We start from the raw sequence: 21795 nt of genomic DNA, 5'->3' as shown, positions 1-21795 counted from the left end.
GTTGTTAGCCCGGGTTGTGGCCGGGTCTTTGTTTCTCGCCTTTGAATTTTACGTTCTTGGCCCGGAATGTTCCGGGTTCTTCTGGTTTTGGGCTTTTGACGGCCATGATTGACGGCTTTCTCCGCTTTTGGTGGAAGCCGGGTGGGTGTGGTTTTTCCGGGCCCCGTCTGTTTTTGGGAAGCGACTTCAAGCACTGGTCATGCGGCTGGTTTTGAACGTTTGTATTTGAGAAAGAGAGAACAAGAATGTCCAACCTGACCTTTGCTGCTGGTGATTACGTCGTGTACCCTGCCCATGGCGTGGGCAAGGTTCTGGAAATCGAGAAGCGGGTTATTGGTGGTCAAGAGCTGGAGCTGTTTGTCATCAGCTTCGAGCGTGACCGGATGATTCTTCGGGTTCCGCTTGCGAAAGCCAAGGCATCGGGTTTGCGGCGTCTTTCAACCCGTAAAACCATGGATACAGCTTTGACCACGTTGACCGGGCGTGCCCGGATTCGGCGTGCGATGTGGAGTCGTCGGGCTCAGGAGTACGAGCAGAAGATCAATTCGGGTGATCCGGTTGCGATTGCCGAGGTTGTGCGTGATCTGTACCGGAATGCCAACCAGCCGGAGCAGTCGTACTCCGAGCGCCAGATCTATGAACAGGCGCTGGAGCGGCTTTCCTGCGAACTTGCTGCTCTGGAACAGATTGAAACCGATGCAGCGGCGGCCAAGCTGGAAAAGCTTCTTTTGGCAGCCTGATTGGTTCTATCCTGCTGTTTTTTTGATCTGGTGCGCCCGCTGTATTCAAGCGGGCGCTTCCGTTTTTGGGGAAGGCGGGGCATAGTCCGCGAGCTTGGGCAAAGAGTGAGGGTACGCGATGACCGGGGCGATTCCGTTCCGAAAGATGCATGGTCTGGGGAATGACTTTGTTGTCATTGATGCCCGAAAGAATCTGGTGGCTCTTGCCCCTGGCATGATTGCCCGCCTTGGTGACCGTCGGTGTGGTGTGGGGTTTGACCAGCTTGTGGTTCTGGAGCCTCCGCAGCATCAGTCGGCGGCTGTTTTTATGCGTATTTTCAATCCGGATGGGTCCGAAGCCGGGGCTTGTGGTAATGCTACACGGTGTGTTGCAAGCCTGCTTCTGGGGGACAAGTCTGATTTATCCGCCATCCGGATCCAGACCCATGCCGGATTGCTGGAGGCTTTTCGTGACGTATCCATGGGCGGTGTTGTTGTCGATATGGGAGCCCCATCCCTGGACTGGCAGTCTATTCCTGTATCCGAGGCGGTTGACACGCTGGAGGTTGCCCTGTCCGTCGGCGATCTTTCCCGGCCATCCCTGGTGTCGATGGGAAATCCCCACGCTGTTTTCTTTGTCTCCCGTCTTGATGATGTGCCCCTTGCTGTTCTGGGGCCACGCATCGAGAGCTATCCGCTGTTCCCGGATCGTACCAATGTTGAAATTGTCGAGGTCTGCTCCCGTGATCATCTGAAGATGAGGGTTTGGGAACGTGGCGCCGGCCTGACGCCTGCATGTGGATCAGGGGCTTGTGCTGTGCTGGTGGCCGCTGTGCTGCGGGGGCTTGCCGACCGCCGGGCCCGTGTTGTTTGCGATGGGGGGGAATTAACCATTGAGTGGCGTGAATCCGATGGCCACGTTCTGATGGGCGGGCCGGTTGCTTCCGTGTATACCGGTCTTCTTGATGAGGCCTTTACAAGATGACAGAATCCCTTGCCGTTGATGTATCCCGTGCTGTTGATGTACAGGATGAGCCGCACCTTGTAACGTTCGGGTGCCGGATGAATACCTATGAGTCCGAGGTGATGCGCGAGCATGCGCGCGCTGCAGGGCTTGGCAATACCGTTATCGTCAATACCTGTGCCGTCACGCGGGAGGCGGAGCGCCAGGCCCGGCAGGCCATTCGCAGGCTGCGCCGGGAGAACCCCGGGGCCCGGATTGTGGTGACGGGTTGTGCCGCCCAGCTGGATCCCGACAGCTTTGCCAAGATGCCCGAGGTTGACCGCGTTCTGGGGAATGCAGAAAAATTGAAGGCGGAGAATTGGCGCTTTGGTGCTAACCAGCCGGTTCTGGTTGATGACATCATGACGGTGAGGGAAACCGCCGGTCATCTTCTGGGGGGATTTGAAGGGCGTGACCGTGCCTTCATCCAGGTTCAGCAGGGCTGTGATCATCGTTGTACGTTCTGCATTATCCCCTTTGCCCGTGGCCCCAATCGTTCGGTTGCCCTTGGCCCTATTGTCGAGCAGGTGCAGCAGCTTGTTGACAAGGGATACCGGGAGGTCGTGCTGACCGGTGTGGATATCACTGCCTATGGTCAGGATTTGCCGGGCAAGCCGCCCCTTGGGCAGATGGTGCGTCGCTTGCTTCAGCTGGTGCCGGATCTGCCGCGTCTGCGTCTGACATCCCTTGATCCTGTCGAGATCGATCCTGACCTGGTTGATCTCTTTGGCTCCGAGCCTCGCTTGCTGCCCCATGTTCATCTGTCAGTTCAGGCTGGTGATGACATGATCCTGAAGCGGATGAAGCGCCGGCATCTTCGTCAGGATGTGCTGGATGTATGCGCGCTGCTGCGTAGCCGGCGACCGGATGTCGTGTTCGGAGCTGATCTGATCGCGGGCTTCCCGACCGAAACAGAGCCCATGTTCGACAACACCCTGCGTTTGGTGGAAGAGGCAGGGCTGACCTATCTGCACGTTTTCCCCTATTCTGTTCGTCCGGGGACACCTGCTGCAAGGATGCCGGCTGTGCCCGGTGATGTGATCCGCGCCCGTGCATCCCGCCTTCGTGAAGTGGGAGCCTTTGCTCTGTCGTCCTTCCTGGAGAAGCAGGTGGGGCGCACCCTCTCGGTTCTTTTCGAAACCGAAACAAGTGGTCATTCGGCCGAGTATGCGCAGGTGCGTGTTGCAACGCCGGTCCAGCCCGGGGTTATCCATGCGGTCCGGATTATGTCTTCGTTCGGGGTTGGTCTTGAAGGAACGGTTGTCTGATGAGTGAACATGACGTGTCGGTGCAGCGCAAAGGCTGGTTTGGGCGGCTTTTGGGTCGCGGTGACAGCAAGGTGTCTTCCTCGGAGCTTGATCAGAGCGTCGAGGCTGATCAGGCGTCTGTCCAGCCCTCTCAGCCAACCGATACGGAAGCACCGGCTGTTCCTGCTGATGATCCTGTGTCTCCGGTTCCGTCCGGAAAGGGCTGGTTGCAGAGGCTGCGTGACGGGTTGTCCCGTTCTTCGGAGCGTCTTTCTTCTGGAATTGGGGATCTTTTCCTGCGCCGGCGTCTGGATGATCAGGCTCTGGAGGACTTGCAGGATTTGTTGATTACCTCTGATATCGGCGTTGCTACAGCGACCCGCCTGACTGAGGTTTTGGCACGGGAACGATTTGGCAAGGATGTGACATCGGAAGAGGTCCGTTCCGTTCTGGCCGGTGAAATGATCCGCATCCTTGAACCCGTTGCTGTTTCCTTGGTTCCGGATTCTGCGTGTCGGCCTTTTGTGATCTTGGTTGCCGGGGTCAACGGAGCCGGGAAGACGACCACAATTGGAAAGTTGGCCCGTCAGTTCCGGGATCAGGGTTTGTCTGTGACCCTGGCGGCAGGCGATACCTTCCGGGCTGCGGCCGTGGAACAGCTGAAGGTGTGGGGAGAGCGTACAGGCTGTCCTGTTGTGGCCCGCGATTCCGGTGCTGACGCTGCTGGTCTTGTTTTTGATGCCCTGCAGGAAGCGCGCGCTCGTCAGGATGACGTGCTTTTGGTTGATACGGCAGGCCGTTTGCATAACAAGGTTGGCTTGATGGAGGAGCTGGCAAAAATTCGCCGTGTCCTGTCCCGTATTGACTCACAGGCCCCACACAGCACGCTTCTGGTTCTGGATGCAACGGTTGGCCAGAATGCCCATCAGCAGGTTGAAGCGTTCCGCCGGATGGTGGATGTCAGCGGGCTTGTCCTGACCAAGCTGGACGGAACAGCCAAGGGCGGCGTTGTGGTGTCCTTGGCGGCAACATATGGGTTGCCGGTGCACTACATCGGGGTTGGAGAGACAGCAGAGGATCTGCGACCGTTTTCTGCGACTGATTTTGCCCGCAGCCTGATGGGGCTTCCAGATCACGGCTGAGACTTTTATACCTGAATATGTTCCGGATCTGTTTTGGTATCAAAATGAACCAGGATCGTGAAGTCATCGGGCAGGTAGTCTTCTTCCAGCCGTACTGATCCTTGTCCCCCTCTGTCCTTGATCCATGTGTGTGCTCTGTCCAACCATAGGGCTGGATCTGCGTAGAACATCGGGCGCTTTGTTCTTGCCCTGTGGTGCAGAAGATTGAAGGCAAGCCCTTTTTTGCATGTTTTAGAAAAGCGGTCCAGGGTGTTCCTTACATAGTCTTCCCAGACCTGGGGGGGCGTATTGTCATGAAAATTAAAGGTTCCGGACACAAATCCATAGTCAACGCTTTCTGTGTTTCCCCTCGCAAGAACAAAATGTGCCCGCGTATCGTGGCCCGTACGCTGCCGGGCGAGGGTTATCATTTCTGTTGAGATATCGTAGCCGACATAGCGGGCAACAGGTGGTGTCTTGTGATCCTTGATCCTGTCCCACAGGGCACCCCACCCGCACCCCAGATCGCTGACGGAGACGGGGATATCCGGGGCGGCGGGATCCAGAAGGGAGAGGAGGACATCAAACCGCCGGTGCTGAACCTCTTCGGTAGACCAGCCTACCCCAAGAGGCGTATCTCCCTGAACCCGTACAACCCGCCCGTACCGGGTGGCGATGGCACGTACAAAGGGGGGCAGGCTGGGGAATGCAGCCTCTGTCATGAGGTTGGAATGCCTGTTTTCGCAAGGCGTTGCCGGATGTACTCAAGCAACCCGCTGCAGCCGTCTTCTATCATCTCGAACACTTTTTCAAAACCGTCCGGCCCGCCGTAGTAGGGATCGGGAACATCATCAAGTGACCGATTGCGGGCAAATTCCAGAAGCCGCCGTATCTTATCCGGCCCCACGTCCCTGGGTCTGATCGTATGGAGCATTTTCTCGTGGCTGCGATCCATGGCAATGATCAGGTCAAAAGCCCGGAAATCGTCAGGCTTGACCTTGCGTGACCGTATTGTTGACAGATCAACGCCACGTTGAGCCGCTGTTTCGCGGGATCGTGCATCGGTATATTCACCGACATGGGCTGCTGTTGTTCCCGCTGAGTCTGTCCGGATATACTGGCTCAGCCCTTCTCGTTCCACCAGTGTGCGGAAAACCCCCTCGGCTGTTGGTGAACGGCAGATGTTCCCTGTGCATACAAACAGAACGCAAATATCTTTACTGGATGTTTCCTTGTCCTGAAGGGGCATTTGTGTTCGTCTCTCTTCTTGCGTTGCCTGCGCTATGGATCGCGCCACAGGTTAGGACCCATCTGTTTGCCCCTTCACAGGGCATACCCCGTCTGATGCTCCTTCCACCCATCGGGCGATAACGCTGCGCAGGGCACCATCATCCCATGGCATGGCTGTTTCCTGATTGTTCGGGAAACCCGGAACCGGATCTGCCGTCAGGCTGAGCACGGAGGCAAAGCGTTGTCCGTTGGTTTCGTTGACAAAGATTTCCAGACGGGGAAATGGATCGCCGCCGTTTGCAAACGTATTTGTCCCGTATGTGATGGCAAACCCGCGCGTGCCGAACAGGCTTGGAGCCCGGTGAGCAATGCGACCCTTGCGGCAGAATGTTGATTTCTCGAGAAGGGATACCGCTACCTCTGATTCTGTTGGCAGACCAACAGCATCGTCCAGTCCCGCAACACCGGATATCACATCAGGAACGGGCGCTGTTCCTTGATGTGCATCTGCCGGCTGGGGCGGGGCTGACATGGTTGCCGTGCCGTGTGCCGCCTTGGCATCTTTTGGCGGTGAGGCTTTCTCCGACTTGGCCGGTTTTTGGTCCTTCATCTCGGCGGGTTGTTCTGCGGCCTGTGTTTCAGGTTCTGCATTGGCCGATGTTGCCTCGGGCGGTGGCGGCGGCGGTGACAAGGCCGAGACCATGGACGGAATCGCCGGTTCCTCTTTCTGGGGTCCCAGATCGATAAAGAATACAGCCAGACCGGCCACTACCGCTGTCAAAACAAACGCGGCGAGCCAACCAAGCAATCCGGATGATGTACGCTCTTCTTCCATAGAGCCGATATTTCACGATGTTATGGCGCTTGTCACGTCTTCAGGGTGTGCGTCCCGAAGCTTGGACAAGTACGGCAGCGGAATTCCGCAATTCCGCCCGTTCCACGTCATCCAGTTTTGGCATCAGGGTGCCGGCAATACCCTTGGCGCCGACAAGCCGGGGCAGGGAAAGGGCCACGGGTCCGATGCCTTCCACGCTGTCCTCGACGCGGGATACCGTCAGGATGGCATCCTCGTCAGCGCGGATGGCCTGGATGATACGTGCAAGCCCGCCACCGATGCCAAACCACGTTGCTCCCTTGCCTTCAATAATCCGGTACGCAGCACGCCGTACGCCGGCATCAATGCGTTGACGGACATCCTTGCTCAGCGGGCGTCCGACCTGTTGCGCGACATCAGCCAGTGGCACACTGCCTGCCGATGCGGATGACCAGCACAGGACTTCTGAGTCACCGTGCTCCCCCAGAACCCATGCATGGATGGAGCGCGAGCAGATCCCCAGATGCTCCCCCAGCAGCGCACGGAAACGGGCACTGTCAAGAATTGTACCTGATCCAATGACCCGGTCACGGGGAAGTCCGGACAGGCGCCATGCCACCTCGGTCATGACATCAACCGGATTTGTGGCAATCAAGAGTACCGGATCGGGGACGACATTCAGGATTGCTGGAATAATATCGGCAAAGACGGCTGTGTTGCGTTCCAGAAGTTCCAACCGTGTTTCGGTTGGTTTCTGGGTCACGCCGGCGGTAATGATGACAACACCGGCACCAGCCAGGTCTGACCAGCTTCCCGCCCGCACGCGTGCGGCGTGGGCAAAGGGCGTTGCATGAAGAATGTCCTGGGCCTGGGCTTCGGCCATCCGTGCATTGTGATCCACCAGCACGATTTCACTGGCATCCCCCCGCATCACAAGGGCATAGGCCGCTGCGCTGCCGACCATCCCGGCGCCGATGATTCCGACCTTCATCACAAACCCCTATAAATTATGTGTGTACAGGGGAGGACGTAGCACAGTCTTCTCTCTTGTTCCAGTGTCTATACGGTTTTTCTGGCTTGCTGAATCAGCGCACTGTCAGAGACGTTGTTCTATTCTGTTCGAACCAGCGGTGTACGCCTACGGTTATGACGATTGCCAAGGTTCCCCCCATGACAATGTCGGAAAGATAGTGAGCGGTCACTACGACACGTGAGAAACCGACCAGGCACGCTGTTGCCCCCCATACAAGCCGCCAGCGTGGGAACAGGAACCACAGGGCAGCCATGGATGCAAAAATCACCTGCGCATGACCGGAGGGGAAAGACGTGTGCCCTGAAAACGGCGCAAAACCATACAGATCCTCGGCAAACAGCATCTTCGGGCGATAGCGGCCAAAAAGCTGCTTGAGGACGGTTACGGCCAGCCCTGATGCCACCAGGGCAGTCAGTGCAAAAATGAAGCGGCGTGTCCGGGCCCGCCATACATCATACCGGTCCATGGTCAAGGCCAGCTTCGATGCCGACAGACAAATCAGGACCGCCAGAAGGAACCCGATATACCAAGGCCACCCGAGCCCAATTTCCGTTACAAAGGAAAAAAAGTGCCCCATGGGTGTATCCCGCATGTCACGCATAAAGAAGGCTAGGGGGCGGTCAATTGTCCACTGCAAAAGCAGGGACAGGATGAAGGCGCCAAGCAGTGCGGTTGTGCACGGCATGTTGCGGACCCACGCCAGCCATGAACGTGCGGGACCATGACCTTTCATTCCGGTATTTTCCCTTTAATAAAGATATGAAGCACAACAGGCTTCCCGCGTGAGTAATTCAGGCCGCTGATGGTGGTTGCTTCCTGTATATCGGGCTGACGGGATGCCATAGACAGAAAAGCGGGAAGCTCTCTTTCCTCTATAGCAGCGGCGCCTGCTTTTCCCTGTATAAGGGATTGGGCTGCGCCCGCCGCATCCTGCAACAGGGTTTCAGTTCCGCACAGGAAGACAAGGCTTGGTTCATGATAGCCAGCTGCAGCAAGGCGTTTGCCCGGTGCATAACGATCAACGGCAGAGGCAATTTCTTGGCTGACCCACAGGCTTTTCAGGCTGGGCAAGAGAGTTCCGATGATCATCGGAAAGGCCACGGCAGCTCCCGCCATGGCAAAAACAAGCGCAGGCAAAAAGTGCTGGCGCACGATACTACGCCACACCAATAGCATAACCCCACCCAACGCAACAGCAGGCAGGAGTGACCATAAGAACAACTCACCCTGGAGGTATATGGGCAGGGCAATAGCTGCTCCAGCCAGTCCGAGTCCGACCAGACTCCAGACTCCGTACCACAGCATGGGGGAAAGCCGCGATAAATCGGCGCGCGTTGAGTCGCGAACGGCCAGAACAGTTGTTGCAATCATCAAGGCCAGAGGTGGGTACAGCGGCAGCGTATAGTGAGGCAGCTTGGTTGGAATCATCTCCAGGACCAACCACGCAGGGATAGTCCAGGCGAGGAGGAAACGCAGCCCGGGCAGGGCACGCTCTTTCCACGAACGCCACACCGCAGGCCACAGAAACAGGGACCCGGGCCAAAGCGTTACCCCGACCAGAAGCAGGTAATAGCCGGGCGGGGCACCGTGGCTTTCCTGCCCGCCGAGCAGTTTGGGAATCAGGTCTTCTTGTATGGCTCGTGTTATGAAAGCGCCTTCCGTTTCCGCAGAGACGGCTGCCATCCACGGGGCGACCATGGCGATGCTGAGCACCACTCCCATCACGGGGCGTAGACCGTGCAGCCATGATGCCTTGCGATCTGCCAGACACAAGCTTATGACCGCCAGGATGGCAATCATGGGCGTGACCGGTCCCTTGACCAGAATGGCTGCACCCATTGCAAGCCATAGAGCCGGAGAGACCCATGACGGAGCTGCTTTCCCGCCACAGGACTGCATGTAAACCATTCCCATCCCACCCATGACGGCGGTGGTCAGGGCAAGAAGGACGGCATCCGTTTTGGCCAGGTGGCTTTCGCTGAACAGGAGCAAAGAGCTTGCCATGACCAAGGCGCCGACAAAGCCAGTGCGTCGGTCAAATAAGGTGCTGCCGAATCGGAATACCAGAAGTACTGTGGCCAGTGCAGCAAGGAACGATGGAACGCGATACGGCCACACTGCGGTATCGGCGGGATGGCTGAACAGACTGACGGCAGCAGCTTGTAACCAATAAATCCCGACAGGCTTCTTGGCCCGTAGCTCGTCCTGGAATCGAACAACAATGTAGTCGTTGCTTTCGGCCATTTGCCGCGTGGCCTGCACAAAACGAGCCTCATCACGGTCCATGACCGGAAGCATTGCCATGCCGGGCAGATACAGGGCGCAACACAGCAGGGCTAGAATAACCCAAGGCCGTATACCGGAAAGCAGGGCTTGCACAGACACCTCGTTGATGAAGAGGTCAGGGGTCAGGATGACCAAATGCCGGTTTTACCCGAGAAACAGGCGCACGCAAAGTCTTGTTGCCTTTTCTGCACGATATGGAGATCCGCTGTATTTTACCCTGCATGATGCGTTGTTTCATAGAATACTCTATGCGCTTTTTTTCTGCTTCATGGTGTGTGTCAGCCAGCGTACGCGTCAGATCAAAAATCTGACGACGGACAGACTTTTTGTTGATCTTGTTGAATGCAACCAGAAGAGATACAAGCTCGCGGGTTAATTCAGGTACGGATTCTTGCTGGTGTGCCTCTTCACGGGACATCGCATCGGGTAGATCATCAAAGAAATAGGTTACCGGGACTCCCAGCGCCTGACTGATATCCCACAGGCGGGATGCGCTGATACGGTTTGTTCCCCGCTCGTATTTCTGGATTTGCTGAAAGGTCAACCCCAGCGCATCGGCCAGAGTAGTCTGGCTGATGCGCTGTACGGTGCGGCAAAAACGGACCCTGGCGCCAACGTGTATATCAACCGGGTTTGGTTGACCTTCGCCGTACCCATAGGAATTCTCGGTTCTCATTGACGTTTTCATTGTTTAATGTCCTATCGTTGTTGTTTAACGTGAAGTGTGGTACCATAGTACCTATGGTTGTGAGGTTGTGTAGCGGTTCAGGGCATCGGCGATGGTTTGTGCGATGGCTTCGTTTTCATGACCCGACAGCGTGCAGACCGGGTTCCCGAAGGTCATGGCCAGAAGGCGCCCGTCGGTGTCGTACCGGCAGAGCGTACTACGGTAGACACAGCGTCCCTGTGCGTAGAACGGTTGTTCAGTATTATGGTTGCTCATGGTCTTTTCCTTGGCACACCTTCCGTGTTCAAACGTCACAGCATCGTCAATTGCACAGCATACCGCTGCCCCGACGGCAAAGACGCGGGGCGCGGATCCGGCTTCGATACAAGCAGACGAAAAAGGAAGGTTGTGTACAGACAGGTGCCGGCCATCTGTAGATGGGCGGGCACGTTATCATTGGGTATAATCAGGTCTCTTGCTCATGGTACCAAATATGTTTTTCTGTTTTCCTGCTGACAGGCGAGCGAGACATGCATGCAGCCAAAACTTCGATGGAAAAGGTTTGTTTCGGTTGATACGATGCTGCTGTTACAGTGCAGGGATGTGTTACTACACCATCATGTAGTAATAAAAATTGCAAGTTTTTCCACACCCTTGTCAGGGGATTGTTTCGGTGGTTGAAGATGTGAAGAGTCTAGTAGACTGCAAAAGCACGAAAGAATTATTTGAAAGCATTTGTTCTGAGGCATCAGGCTTGGGGTTCGAGCATGTTGCCTTTCTTGGTGTTGCCGGTGATGACGCCGCCTCCTTCGCGCTTGGCTACCCCTTTGTTTTGTCATCGCTTCCAGTGGAATGGCAGCGGAGGTATATTGATTGCTCGTACCATAAGCTCGATCCGACTGTGCGTTTGGCTCCGTTTGGATCCACGGTCATGATCTGGAGCAAGCTGCGTCGTCTGGCGCCAGACTTTTTTGACGAAGCTCGTTCCTTTGGTTTGTGTACCGGTCTCTCGGTGCCTGTCCGTTTGCCCCGAAGGGTCTACCTTCTGAGTTTTGCAACGGCGCGGAAAGAAGAGGTAACCAAGCCTGTCCGGTCTGCTCTGGCAGGATTGTCATTTGGTTTTGTGCAGGAGTATGTCAAAAAATCTCCGCCGGTTCCTGTGTCCATTGATTTGCACGAGAACACGCTGAAAATTTTACATATGTCCCTTGCCGGATTTTCCAACGAGGCCATGGCAGCCTCTCTTGGTATGACTGTGCATGGCATTTCCTGGCACTTGCGGGATGCCAGGGAAAAGCTACGATGTCAAACAACGCTGCACGCATGTGGCAAGGCGTTGTCTCTTGGCTTGATAGATCTGTAATTTTGTTATGCAGACACTGCGTCCGGCTTAGGCAACGCTGCAAGAAGTCACGCTTTTGCCTGGAAGATGGGACCATTCTTGCGGCGTTGCGCTTGTCGTCAGACTCTCATGCTCCGCAGGTTAATATTCAAGTAAAGATCGTTATAAGGCCTGCGCTCTTGCGATCAGATTCTTGTATCAATGCCGGAGCACGGTGTCGTTTGACTGCGTTCTGAAGGTGTCTTGAGACTTGATGTTCGGTCATTCCCAAAGCATAGGCGATATCACCACTTGAGAATCCAGACAGGGCCATCTCTAGTATTTTTGTGTTTTTTTCCTGCTCTCTGTCCCGCTTCGCTGCATGTTGATCAGCATGCATGTAGTCCTGCAGAAAACGGAAGGCCATGCGCTCAAGGGTTGATCGGGTATCTGCCTCGATCAATGTGTCCCTGGCTGTTGCAAAACTCACAGCATAGAGACGCTGGGAGACATGGATGGGAATTGTCAGACCAGCACGTAAGCCAAAAGTCGATGCCTCGTTGAAGAAATCGGTATTCAGTGTGCTGACGGCTTTCCAGTCCATGGTGGTATCGCTGGCCGGAGCCAGATAAACTACGGGATCAATTTCATGATAGGCTCTTTCCACATACCTCTGCACCCATTCCCGTGGATAGGATCCCGCGATAAGGGGACAGCCTGTCTCTTTCATCACGGTCTCTTCGCCCTCGATACCGCCAAAGGCAGCAAACTCGAACCCCAAGGCCGAACAGTCGCTCAACAGATCCTGGAACAACGGGCTAATATCTTTGTAGGAGTTTACGATCTCAAACCGCTTGACTGCTTCCACAACTGTTGTCCCCTGTCCTGACAGCCGACTGGACGCATAGCGCTGACTGTAGCGCGGGTCAAATGCTCCGGCTGGTATTTTTGTGTGTTCTCAACACAAAAAAATACCAGTATGCGTTATGAATTCCAGAAAAATATTTAAAATACCCCCATAGAGTGTTTGCGTACCGCGTACACTTTTCGTCCAGACTGAACCAGATAAAGGATGTAAGGCCCTTGTGCCTCTTAGCGGGTCGGGACTGGTTTCTCCCCTGAATAGTCATAGAACCCGCGGCCGGTCTTGCGGCCAAGCCATCCCGCTTCTACATACTTCACCAGCAGTGGGCAGGGGCGGTATTTGGTGTCGGCAAGTCCCTCGTGCAGGACATGCATGATAGCCAGGCAGGTATCCAGGCCGATAAAGTCTGCCAGTTCCAGCGGCCCCATCGGGTGGTTGGCTCCAAGGCGCAGGGCGTTGTCAATGGACGTGACCGACCCCACTCCTTCATACAGTGTATAGACTGCTTCATTGATCATGGGCAGTAGGATACGGTTGACGATAAATGCCGGAAAATCTTCGGCAGAAACGGCGGTCTTGCCGATTCTTCCGGTAAATTCGTGCACCTTGCGAAAGGTTTCTTCATCTGTGGCAATACCACGAATCAGCTCCACCAGCTGCATAACCGGGACCGGATTCATGAAGTGCATGCCCATGAAACGGCCGGGGCGGTCCGTTGTGGCACCAAGCCGTGTGACCGAAATTGACGATGTGTTGGTACACAAGATGGCGTCGGGCTTGAGAGTGGCGCAGACGGCGGCAAAAATCTTTCTCTTGATGGACTCATCTTCCGTTGCAGCTTCGATGACCAAGTCGGCATCCGGGAATGCGGTGGTGGTCGACGTGCTGATACGTGCCATGGCGGCTTTGACCTCGTCCTCGGTCAGATTCCCTTTTTTCTGCTGGCGTCCAAGATTGCGTTCAATCAGGTCCACTGCCTTGTCCAGTTGCTCTTGGCTCAGGTCAACCAGCTTGACGGTATAGCCTGCCACAGCGCAAACGTGGGCAATGCCGTTTCCCATTTGCCCTGCACCGACAACACCAACGGTCTTGATCATGACCAGGCTCCCCTTCCGGTCTGTAGTGCCGTACCCGCTGCCGGCGCCTGCATCATATCAAACCAGGTGGGTGGAGCAATGACCAATGCCGCTTATGCGTGTTGGCCTGTCGTGCCGAGGCTGCATATGGCCAAGATAATACAAGAAAAGAGGGAGCTGTCTGCTCCCCCTTGTGTCCTGTTGTTGACGGGCGCTGTGTTCAGCGGGACAGCTCTTTCTCAAGCTCGGGCAGCGCCTGGAACAAGTCTGCCACCAGGCCGTAATCAGCAACCTGGAAAATGGGTGCATCCTCGTCCTTGTTGATGGCAACAATGACCTTGGAATCTTTCATGCCGGCCAAGTGCTGGATGGCCCCGGAAATGCCAACGGCTATGTAAAGCTCCGGTGCCACAATTTTCCCGGTCTGACCGATTTGAAGATCATTGGGGACAAATCCGGCATCGACCGCGGCGCGTGATGCTCCGATTGCGGCGCCCAGCCGATCGGCTACAGCTTCAATCAGCTTAAAGTTCTCGCCTGATTTCATGCCGCGCCCGCCCGAAACAATCACGCGGGCCGATGTCAATTCCGGCCGGGCCGAGCTGGACAGCTCTTCCCCCAGGAATGTGGACAGATTGGGATCTTCACCCGGCGTCAAGGTCTCTATACCAGCATTCCCGCCTTCCGGGGACGCTGCGTCGAAAGATGTGGTGCGGACGGTTATGATCTTCAGCGCATCGCTACTTTGCACGGTTGCCATGGCATTGCCGGCATAGATGGGTCGTTCAAAGGTATCCGGGCTGATGACGGCAGATATATCAGACAGCATTGCCACGTCACTCAGGCCGGCGACCCGTGGCATGATGTTTTTCCCCGATGTGGTGGCGGGTGCCAAAATGTGGGTGTATCCCCCGGCCAAGGAATGGATCAGCGTCGCAAGCGGTTCAGCCATCGCATGGGCGTAGCAGGGGGCATCGGCTATCAGAACCTTTGTGACGCCTGCAATACGGGATGCTGCCTGTGCGACTGCGGCACATCCCGCGCCTGCAACCAGAACATGGATATCACCGCCAGCCTTCGTGGCGGCAGAGACGGTGTGCAGGGTTGCGTCCTTCAGGGTAGTGTTGTTGTGTTCGGCAATAACCAGGACCGCCATGTCAGATCACCTTTGCTTCGGTCTTCAACTTGCCGACAAGCTCGGCCACATCCGCAACCTTTATGCCAGCCTGGCGCTTGGGAGGCTCGGTTACTTTCAGCACTTTCAGCCGGGGAGAAACATCAATGCCAAGATCTTCGGGCGTCAGGGTTTCAAGCGGCTTCTTCTTGGCCTTCATGATGTTGGGAAGAGAGGCGTAGCGCGGCTCGTTGAGTCGCAGGTCAACGCTGATCACGGCAGGCAGGGCTGTTTCAATGGTCTGCAGTCCGCCATCAATTTCCCGCGTGATCTTGGCCTTTTTGCCGGTAAGCTCTACTTTTGATGCAAAGGTTGCTTGCGGCCACCCGGTCATGGCGGCCAGCATTTGTCCGGTCTGGTTACTGTCGTCATCGATGGCCTGTTTCCCGACCAGCACAAGATCCGGTTTTTCACGATCAACGATAGCCTTCAATGCCCTGGCAACGGCCAAGGGCTGAAGATCGACGTCTGTCTGAACCAAGATGGCGCGATCTGCCCCCATGGCCATGGCGGTGCGCAGCGTTTCCTGGCAGGCGGCAACCCCGAGAGAGACGGCAACAATCTCGGTCACGGTGCCAGCCTCCTTCATCCGGATTGCTTCTTCCACCGCAATTTCGTCGAAGGGGTTCATCGACATTTTAACGTTGGCCAACTCAACGCCGGTTTCATCTGTCTTGACGCGAACCTTCACGTTGTAGTCCACGACCCGCTTTACTGCCACAAGGACTTTCATCTGCTCTTCCCTGCTCCGCCTTCGGTCTGTTTTCTGCCCCCTCTGCCTGGAACATGCCGGGCACACGATGTCCGGTATTTCCTTGCAGGGCCAGACACTCTATCGCCTGTTCTGTCCACGCGCCAAGGGTTTGTTCCGTGCTCCCCGCTCAACGGTCCTTGTGATCTGTTTCATTTTGGCGATTGGCCCCGGGGATCCACAGGACATCGCCATTTTTCTCCACATTCGCGTGGCGGGCCAGGACGAAGAGATGATCGGACAGGCGGTTTGTATAGGACAGGGTGCATGGGTTGATGGTCTCGCGCAGGGACAGGCCAACGATAAGTCGCTCTGCCCTTCGCACAATGGTTCGGGCCATGTGAAGGTGCGCGGCCATTGGTGATCCACCGGGCAGGACAAAAGATTGCAGGGGGACAAGCCCTGCATTGATCTGGTCGATTTCTCGCTCCAGTCGCTCTACGTGTTCATCGGTTATGCGCAGGGCTTGTATTGGCGGATCACTTTCAGGCATGCACAGGTCAGCCCCAAGATCGAACAGGTCGTTCTGAATCCGGCCCAGTATGCTGTCAAAAAATGCGGCCTGATTCCCTGAGGAATACAGGCGGGCAATCCCGAGCGCAGAGTTGGCCTCGTCGATGGTTCCGCATACATCGACCCGTGCGTCGGTCTTGGGAACCCGTGTCCCGTTTCCAAGTGAGGTCTTGCCCTTGTCGCCGCTACGGGTATAGATGCACGTAAGCTGTACCATTCGTCATGTCCCCGGGGGCTGTGAGAGGGTATAACGGCCAAGGGCCACGGTGGACCCGGTCCGGTTGGTTTTAGACAAACTTATTGCCAACCCCGCATTCTTGTCACGGGAAAGGAAGTCAGTGCTGCGTCTCCATACCACATTGTTCCTGTATATCGGGCGCCATTTTGCAATGGCGTTGCTGGGGACGCTGACTGTTATTCTTGCGCTGATCCTGATGCTTGATTTTGTGGAGCTTTTGCGGCGTGCTGCCGGGCGCGATGCGGGGGCGACCGTTTTGTTCAGCCTGTCCCTCATGAAACTGCCGACCATGGCCCATCAGGTTCTGCCTTTTGCCGTTCTGGTGGGAGGTATGATTGCCATGTGGCGGCTCAGCCGCAGCCATGAGCTGATCATTATTCGCGCATCGGGTGTTTCGGTCTGGCAGTTTCTGGCCCCGATGGTTCTATGTGCTGCTGTTGTCGGAGTCCTGGATGTAACAGCGGTCAATCCGCTTTCGTCCGCTCTTTACCGAAGTTATGAGAAGCGCCTTGACGAGGTCTGGATGCCTGCCCGGGCTGGTGCATTCAATCTTTCAGAATCAGGCATGTGGCTGCGTGAACCTGTCACGGACGGAGGGCAGACGGTTGTGCATGCCGGGCACGTCCGTCAGGATGGCGATGTTTTGCATATGCGCGATCTGATGTTCATCATGCTTGACTCCAATGGGGTCCTGTACCGTCGCATCGATGCAGGTCAGGGCGCGATGAAGGACCGTGCCTTCATCCTCCGGGATGCCTGGATCATGGAGCCCAATCATCCCGGTGTCCGCATGGATGAGGTGCGCCTGCCGACGGGGATGACCCTTGCCCGTGTCCAGGAAAACTTTGCCAGCCCGGAAACCCTGTCGTTCTGGGATTTGCCGGGTTTTATACGCTTCTTTGAAACATCGGGGTTCTCGGCCCAGCGTCACTGGATGCACCTGCATGGCCTATTGGCATCGCCGGTTTTGCTGTGCGCCATGGTCATTGTGGCGGCTGTATTCTCGCTGGACCCTGATTTACGCTCCGGTCGGGGTTTGTCCCGTATTCTTGGTGCTGTCGGGGTTGGCTTTGTCCTTTACTTTTTCACCAGGTTGTCCCTTGCGCTGGGGTTGTCATCAGCGGTGCCCCTGTGGCTTTCAGCCTGGACACCAACGCTGGTGACGCTTTTGCTTGGGACAGCAACCCTGTTGCATCAGGAAGATGGTTGAACCTGTCATGACACGTGAGTCCTGTTGTCGGAACGGCTGGTCTTCCCCTGCATTCCGGGTTGCGTTGACGGTTGTTCTGGCTGTTACCGTGTGGCGTTTGTTCCAGTTGTTCGGGACGCCGGTTAACCTGTCGTTTGACGAAGCCCAGTATTGGAGCTGGTCAACTGATCCGGCATTTGGTTATTTCTCCAAACCGCCGTTTATTGCCTGGGTTATTGCCCTGACGACCAGCCTTGGCGGCGATTCCGAGCCATGGGTCCGGATCGGGGCGACATTGGCCCATGCCGTGACCGCGCTTCTGGTGTATGGAGTCGGGTTTGTCCTGTTTGACCGCGACCATGCGGATGACAATGCCGGACGTCGTGTAGTTGGTGTCTGGAGTGCGGTGATCTATATCACTCTGCCGGCGGTTTCCCTGTCATCGATGCTGGTATCAACCGATGCATTCCTGTTGATGTTCTGGGCGCTGTCTCTTCTGGGGTTGGCTTGCATTGTAACGGGCGGGTCTGCCTGGTGGTGGCTGGCTGTCGGTCTTGGTCTTGGCTTTGGCCTTTTGTCCAAGTACGCGATGGTCTTTTTCATTGTCTCGGTTGTCCTGGCCCTGCTGTGGCATGCGCCTTGGCGTCGGTTCCTGAGGTCTCCCGGATTGTGGGGTGCTCTGGTTCTCGGGGCGGCTTTTTATGCGCCGAACATCTGGTGGAATCTGGCGCACGGGATGGCCAGCTATCGGCATACCGGGGATAATGTGAACCTTGGTGTCGATGTCTTCAATCCTTTGAACATGGTTGCATTCCTGGCTTCCCAGGCAGGGGTTTTTGGTCCGCTCCTGCTGGCGGTTCTGGTGCTTGCCCTTTGTGTTCCCGCACGGTCACGCTTGCACGTGGATTGGCGTTTTCGCTTCCTGGCGGCTTTCGTTGTGCCGGTTCTTGTGATCATGTCTGTGCAGGCCCTGATATCGCGGGCCAATGCAAATTGGGCTGCCCCGGCTTTTGTTGCTGCGGTTCCTCTTGTTGTGTCCTGGTGCCTGGGGACAGGATCCCGCGCGTGGGTCCTGCGGGCATCGATTGTGCTCCATGTTCTGGTCGCGTCCCTGGTCTATAACGCAGACAGTCTGGCAGCAGCCTTTGGTGTGAGGGTTCCCCCGGCCCTGGATCTCCAGAAGCGCGTGCGTGGGTGGGACGATGCCGGTCGCTGGGTTCGTGAACTGAAGGCACAGAACCCCGAGCGTCCGTTGTTGTTTGATGACCGCAAGACCATGGCAACACTTTTGTATTACGCCCGTCCCTTGGCCTGGGACAGCTTCATGTGGCACCCCGGTGATGTTGTGCACAATCACTATGAACTGACCATGCCGCTTCCTGATGTGCCGGGTGGTCGCTTCCTGTATGTGACCCGCCATGATCCGAGCGTGCTGTACCAGCGGTTCCAATCTGTTGAGCCTGTGGCTGTGTTCCGCTCTGCCGGGGTGGCTGGAGGGACGCTGGAGCTGTCGGCTTGGTATGTGGACCATTTTCTGGGATATGGGCCATGAAGGTGCGGGCGTCATACGTTTGGCGCGCTGGGATGCACCTGTCCTGGCTTCTGTTGTCCGCAGCTGTTTTCTGGACTTTTCCGGGCATTGATCTGGGCATCAGCGGGCTGTTCTGGACACCGTCCGACGGGTGGTTCCTGGCCCACGATCCCGTACCCGAGTTTGTTCGCAAGGATTTTCCCCGCCTTCTGATTGGTGGGGTTGTTTTTCTTGTGTGCTTATGGGGTATTTTGCGTCTGTGTCACCGCCCTTTGTCTTGGTTGACCGGGCGGGTCTGCGCCTATCTGGTGATCAGTCTGGCAACCGGTCCGGGGCTTCTGGCCAATGTTCTGTTCAAGGAGAACTGGGGTCGTGCCCGTCCTCGCCAGATTATGGAATTTGGTGGTGACAGTGTGTTTACCCCGCCGTTCCTGGTGACAGACCAGTGTATTTCAAACTGTTCCTTTGTCTCTGGTCATGGCGCACTTGGATTCTGGATGACGGCACTGACCTTTGTGGTTCCCCTGCGGTGGAGAGGGCGAGTTTTCCTGACGACCTTTTTGGCCGGATCGGTTGTAGGCCTGGTGCGGATCCTGCAGGGTGGGCACTTTTTCTCCGATGTTTTTTATGCTGCTGTTCTGGTCATCGGGGTTAATTATCTTCTTGCGCGCTGGATTCTGGGAATCAAGGGTCTCTCCTGTCAGAAATCTGGTACCTGCAGGTCTCCGTCGTCCCACCCATCTTGACGCGTATCATTGGGGTGACGAATTTTCAGGTTCAGGTGTTGCAGGGCATCCCGGATGGGAATGAAGAAATTCAGTCCGCTTGACAGTTTTCCCGGTTTTTCACTGATGCCGATGACATTGCCAGAGGCATCAAGCAATGGGCCGCCGGCATGACCACCATGAATATTCGCATCGGCCTGAATGCGCTGGAGACCATGGGTATTATTCCCAAACCGGTTGATGATTCCGCGGCTGATGGTTCCGGCCATGGACCGGCTGCGGGGGGTGCCAATGGCATAAACAGCCTCTGCTATACGGGCTTGGCTTTGCCGGATTGGCAGGGGCAGATGCCCCGCTTTTTCGACCTGTATCAGGGCGACGTCCCGTGCTTCGTCATAACGGACGATATCACCGGAGAATGTTCGTCCGGTGTTCAGTGTAATACGTACAACGTCCATTCCTTCCACAACGTGGTAATTGGTCAGGATCAGATCCGGGGCGATAAAAAAGCCTGATCCATGGTCAGTCCCGTTGTCGACCGTGACAACAGACCGGCGTACGCCCTCGACATGCTGATCCAGCGGTGTATCAAAGAGAGAAACCGATGGCAGCCATATCTCGTCCCCGGTTTTTGCAGCCAGTGTGCTGCTGCGGGTTGGTCGCGGAGCCATCACCAGACGACGCATCCCTTCACTGGCGGCAAAGTTGCCGGCAGCCTGTGCAAACGCCTCTGCCACCAGAACGGCAGCCGCGTCAACAACGGGTGCCCTTAATGAAAAGAACCCGGATGTCCTGTCCTCGTGCACGATTTTTCGTTCCACAACGGAAAGGACTTGCCAGTACACGCGAACAGTTCCGGATCCGCTTTGTGCGTCCAGCCTGCTGCCTGTCCATAGATTGAGGGTGTCACACAGGTTGAAGCGAATGTCCTCGATCTGTGCGGATACCAGATAGGCAGCCCGGGGCATGTTGCCGATCCGATCCCCGAACAGGTTTGCAGGATCGCCGGTTACGGTATAGCCGGCCATGCTGAACTGTTCATGGAACATATCGTTGAATTCAAGGCTTTTTATTTTGCGGCTTGTTGCATCACCAGTCCAGTGGATCTGTCGTCCACCGTCCACGCATTCCAACCCCATGCGGTATCCCCCGATCAGGCTGCCCCGGCGCACACGGATTGTTCCCTTGTGGAAACGAATGGGAGCCAGGACTGCATCTTCAGGAAAAGGGGGAGCGTTGGCGTAGGGAACCTTGTCAACCTTGATCCCGTCCACGCAGCCAGCAAGACCGGCCACTGCGATCATTGCCAGCAGTTTGTATCGCACGTTATGCCCCGTATCTATAATTGATGATAGAAGTATCGTCTTTCACAAACAATCTCAAGGATCTTTTGCAGGGCTATAGTGCCAGAGCGGTGGATACGATCTGCCGGTTCTCGCTTTTCCGGTACGGTACGTATAACATTGCGGCTTCGTGATAGAGCCCTGCTGCCCGGGCGGTGTGCAGGGTTCGGGATATGTATACAAGGACATGCGTGCAATGGCTGAAGGCAGCCCGGATATTCTGGAGAACTTGTTTGCCCTGATCAACAGCCGGAAGGATGCTGATCCGGAATGTTCCCACACAGCAAGGCTTTATGCGAAGGGTCGCAAGAAAATAGCCCAAAAAGTCGGTGAAGAAGCAGTGGAAATTGCTATCGCATCACTGGTGGAAAGCCGTGAGGACGTTGTCGGTGAGAGTGCGGATCTGCTGTATCACCTTTTGGTCCTGTGGTCAGACTGCGGTATTGTTCCGTCCGATGTATGGCAGGCCATGCAGGATCGTTTCGGTGAAGATGGCATCGACGGGAAGAAGGCACGCCCGTTATAAGCGCACTTGGTGCCATGCTTTTCATGTTTGTTCCGGTGACGCAAGGAGACAACGATGAGTTACGATTCCGGTAATATTTTTGCCCGTATCCTGCGTGGCGAGGTTCCCTGCAACCGGGTCTATGAAGATGATCATGTTCTGGCCTTCCACGATGTCAATCCAGCCCGCCCGGTTCATGTACTGGTCATCCCCAAGGGTGCCTATCGATCCGTCAACGAAATGGCTGCCGATGGCAAGGATGTGGAAATCGCCGCCCTGTTTCGTGCCATCGAGAAAGTGGCAGCCCTGACCAAGGTTCGTGACAGCGGTTATCGTGTGGTTTCGAATGTTGGTGCGAATGGGCATCAGGAGGTACCGCATCTGCATTTCCATGTCCTTGGCGGTGGGCCGGTTGGTCCGATGGTAAAGCGCGACTGATACCGT

General features: G+C 56.1%; 24 protein-coding genes. 10 read left to right on the top strand and 14 right to left on the bottom strand.

Going from position 1 to position 21795, the window contains the following annotated elements:
• Positions 1-245 precede the first annotated feature (245 nt).
• From HEQ72_RS08140 to ftsY, 4 genes are all read left to right on the top strand, one after another.
• Positions 246-740: a CarD family transcriptional regulator gene (locus HEQ72_RS08140; protein WP_066133581.1), complete on the top strand. Its 495-nt coding sequence runs from the start codon at positions 246-248 to the stop codon at positions 738-740.
• Between the two features lie 118 nt (positions 741-858).
• A complete protein-coding gene (dapF, locus tag HEQ72_RS08135; RefSeq protein WP_168023082.1) occupies positions 859-1704 on the top strand; it encodes a diaminopimelate epimerase in 846 nt (281 codons plus the stop codon).
• Positions 1701-2990, top strand: a complete 1290-nt coding sequence (mtaB, locus tag HEQ72_RS08130) for a tRNA (N(6)-L-threonylcarbamoyladenosine(37)-C(2))-methylthiotransferase MtaB (RefSeq protein WP_168020814.1) — start codon at positions 1701-1703, stop codon at positions 2988-2990. The genes dapF and mtaB overlap by 4 nt, the downstream gene beginning before the upstream one ends.
• The gene (gene ftsY, locus HEQ72_RS08125; protein WP_168023081.1) at positions 2990-4111 is read left to right on the top strand and encodes a signal recognition particle-docking protein FtsY; all 1122 of its coding nucleotides are present in this window, start codon (positions 2990-2992) and stop codon (positions 4109-4111) included. The genes mtaB and ftsY overlap by 1 nt, the downstream gene beginning before the upstream one ends.
• A gap of 5 nt (positions 4112-4116) precedes the next feature.
• Here the strand turns inward: ftsY and HEQ72_RS08120 are convergent, their stop codons facing one another.
• The 8 genes from HEQ72_RS08120 to HEQ72_RS08085 form a co-directional block, all read right to left on the bottom strand.
• Complete coding sequence (locus HEQ72_RS08120) at positions 4117-4812, bottom strand: class I SAM-dependent methyltransferase (RefSeq protein ID WP_168020816.1); 696 nt, start codon at positions 4810-4812, stop codon at positions 4117-4119.
• Positions 4809-5387, bottom strand: coding sequence for a low molecular weight protein-tyrosine-phosphatase (locus tag HEQ72_RS08115; protein ID WP_322099231.1), 579 nt, complete (start codon positions 5385-5387; stop codon positions 4809-4811). Before HEQ72_RS08115 ends, HEQ72_RS08120 begins: the two co-directional genes overlap by 4 nt.
• 3 nt (positions 5388-5390) lie before the next feature.
• Complete coding sequence (locus HEQ72_RS08110; protein WP_168023080.1) at positions 5391-6155, bottom strand: hypothetical protein; 765 nt, start codon at positions 6153-6155, stop codon at positions 5391-5393.
• Positions 6156-6195: 40 nt separating this feature from the next.
• Entirely contained in the window at positions 6196-7125 is a 930-nt protein-coding gene (locus HEQ72_RS08105) for an L-lactate dehydrogenase (protein ID WP_168020818.1), read from the bottom strand.
• A 94-nt stretch (positions 7126-7219) separates the two neighbouring features.
• Positions 7220-7900, bottom strand: a complete 681-nt coding sequence (locus HEQ72_RS08100; RefSeq protein WP_168020819.1) for a phosphatase PAP2 family protein — start codon at positions 7898-7900, stop codon at positions 7220-7222.
• Positions 7897-9588: an ArnT family glycosyltransferase gene (locus HEQ72_RS08095; RefSeq protein ID WP_245183218.1), complete on the bottom strand. Its 1692-nt coding sequence runs from the start codon at positions 9586-9588 to the stop codon at positions 7897-7899. The genes HEQ72_RS08100 and HEQ72_RS08095 overlap by 4 nt, the downstream gene beginning before the upstream one ends.
• Complete coding sequence (locus tag HEQ72_RS08090) at positions 9569-10129, bottom strand: helix-turn-helix domain-containing protein (protein ID WP_245183219.1); 561 nt, start codon at positions 10127-10129, stop codon at positions 9569-9571. The genes HEQ72_RS08095 and HEQ72_RS08090 overlap by 20 nt, the downstream gene beginning before the upstream one ends.
• A gap of 63 nt (positions 10130-10192) precedes the next feature.
• Positions 10193-10396, bottom strand: coding sequence for a hypothetical protein (locus HEQ72_RS08085; protein WP_168020821.1), 204 nt, complete (start codon positions 10394-10396; stop codon positions 10193-10195).
• A 397-nt stretch (positions 10397-10793) separates the two neighbouring features.
• On the opposite strand from HEQ72_RS08085, the gene HEQ72_RS08080 reads away from it, so the two are divergent.
• Positions 10794-11483 (top strand): helix-turn-helix transcriptional regulator, encoded by a 690-nt coding sequence (locus tag HEQ72_RS08080; RefSeq protein ID WP_168020822.1) that lies wholly within the window; start codon positions 10794-10796, stop codon positions 11481-11483.
• Between the two features lie 127 nt (positions 11484-11610).
• On the opposite strand, the gene HEQ72_RS08075 is transcribed toward HEQ72_RS08080, so the two are convergent.
• The 5 genes from HEQ72_RS08075 to HEQ72_RS08055 form a co-directional block, all read right to left on the bottom strand.
• A complete protein-coding gene (locus HEQ72_RS08075; protein ID WP_168023079.1) occupies positions 11611-12309 on the bottom strand; it encodes an autoinducer binding domain-containing protein in 699 nt (232 codons plus the stop codon).
• 224 nt (positions 12310-12533) lie between these two features.
• Entirely contained in the window at positions 12534-13403 is an 870-nt protein-coding gene (locus tag HEQ72_RS08070) for a 3-hydroxybutyryl-CoA dehydrogenase (protein ID WP_168020824.1), read from the bottom strand.
• 199 nt (positions 13404-13602) lie between these two features.
• Positions 13603-14538 carry an electron transfer flavoprotein subunit alpha/FixB family protein gene (locus HEQ72_RS08065; protein ID WP_168023078.1) on the bottom strand — a complete coding sequence of 312 codons (936 nt, stop codon included), beginning with the start codon at positions 14536-14538 and terminating at the stop codon, positions 13603-13605.
• A gap of 1 nt (position 14539) precedes the next feature.
• The gene (locus HEQ72_RS08060) at positions 14540-15289 is read right to left on the bottom strand and encodes an electron transfer flavoprotein subunit beta/FixA family protein (RefSeq protein WP_168020826.1); all 750 of its coding nucleotides are present in this window, start codon (positions 15287-15289) and stop codon (positions 14540-14542) included.
• A gap of 148 nt (positions 15290-15437) precedes the next feature.
• Positions 15438-16037: a cob(I)yrinic acid a,c-diamide adenosyltransferase gene (locus HEQ72_RS08055; protein ID WP_168020827.1), complete on the bottom strand. Its 600-nt coding sequence runs from the start codon at positions 16035-16037 to the stop codon at positions 15438-15440.
• A 121-nt stretch (positions 16038-16158) separates the two neighbouring features.
• Between HEQ72_RS08055 and lptG the strand changes: the two genes are divergently transcribed.
• The 3 genes from lptG to HEQ72_RS08040 are packed head-to-tail and all read left to right on the top strand — an operon-like array spanning position 16159 to position 19524.
• A complete protein-coding gene (gene lptG / locus HEQ72_RS08050; protein WP_168023077.1) occupies positions 16159-17268 on the top strand; it encodes an LPS export ABC transporter permease LptG in 1110 nt (369 codons plus the stop codon).
• Between the two features lie 7 nt (positions 17269-17275).
• On the top strand, positions 17276-18799 hold the full coding sequence (locus HEQ72_RS08045; RefSeq protein WP_168020828.1) for an ArnT family glycosyltransferase: 1524 nt from the start codon (positions 17276-17278) through the stop codon (positions 18797-18799).
• Positions 18796-19524, top strand: a complete 729-nt coding sequence (locus HEQ72_RS08040; protein WP_168020829.1) for a phosphatase PAP2 family protein — start codon at positions 18796-18798, stop codon at positions 19522-19524. The genes HEQ72_RS08045 and HEQ72_RS08040 overlap by 4 nt, the downstream gene beginning before the upstream one ends.
• On the opposite strand, the gene HEQ72_RS11755 is transcribed toward HEQ72_RS08040, so the two are convergent.
• The gene (locus tag HEQ72_RS11755; RefSeq protein WP_168023076.1) at positions 19479-20828 is read right to left on the bottom strand and encodes a S1C family serine protease; all 1350 of its coding nucleotides are present in this window, start codon (positions 20826-20828) and stop codon (positions 19479-19481) included. The two genes, HEQ72_RS08040 and HEQ72_RS11755, sit on opposite strands and share 46 nt — an antisense overlap.
• Positions 20829-21042: 214 nt before the next feature.
• On the opposite strand from HEQ72_RS11755, the gene HEQ72_RS08030 reads away from it, so the two are divergent.
• Positions 21043-21372 carry a phosphoribosyl-ATP diphosphatase gene (locus tag HEQ72_RS08030; protein WP_168020831.1) on the top strand — a complete coding sequence of 110 codons (330 nt, stop codon included), beginning with the start codon at positions 21043-21045 and terminating at the stop codon, positions 21370-21372.
• Between the two features lie 54 nt (positions 21373-21426).
• Positions 21427-21789 (top strand): histidine triad nucleotide-binding protein, encoded by a 363-nt coding sequence (locus HEQ72_RS08025; protein WP_168020832.1) that lies wholly within the window; start codon positions 21427-21429, stop codon positions 21787-21789.
• Positions 21790-21795 lie beyond the last annotated feature (6 nt).

Source organism: Haematospirillum sp. 15-248 (assembly GCF_012102665.1).
Classification (GTDB): domain Bacteria; phylum Pseudomonadota; class Alphaproteobacteria; order Rhodospirillales; family Rhodospirillaceae; genus Haematospirillum.
Note: the sequence above shows the minus strand (reverse complement) of the source record. Positions and strands in the feature narration are given on the sequence as shown.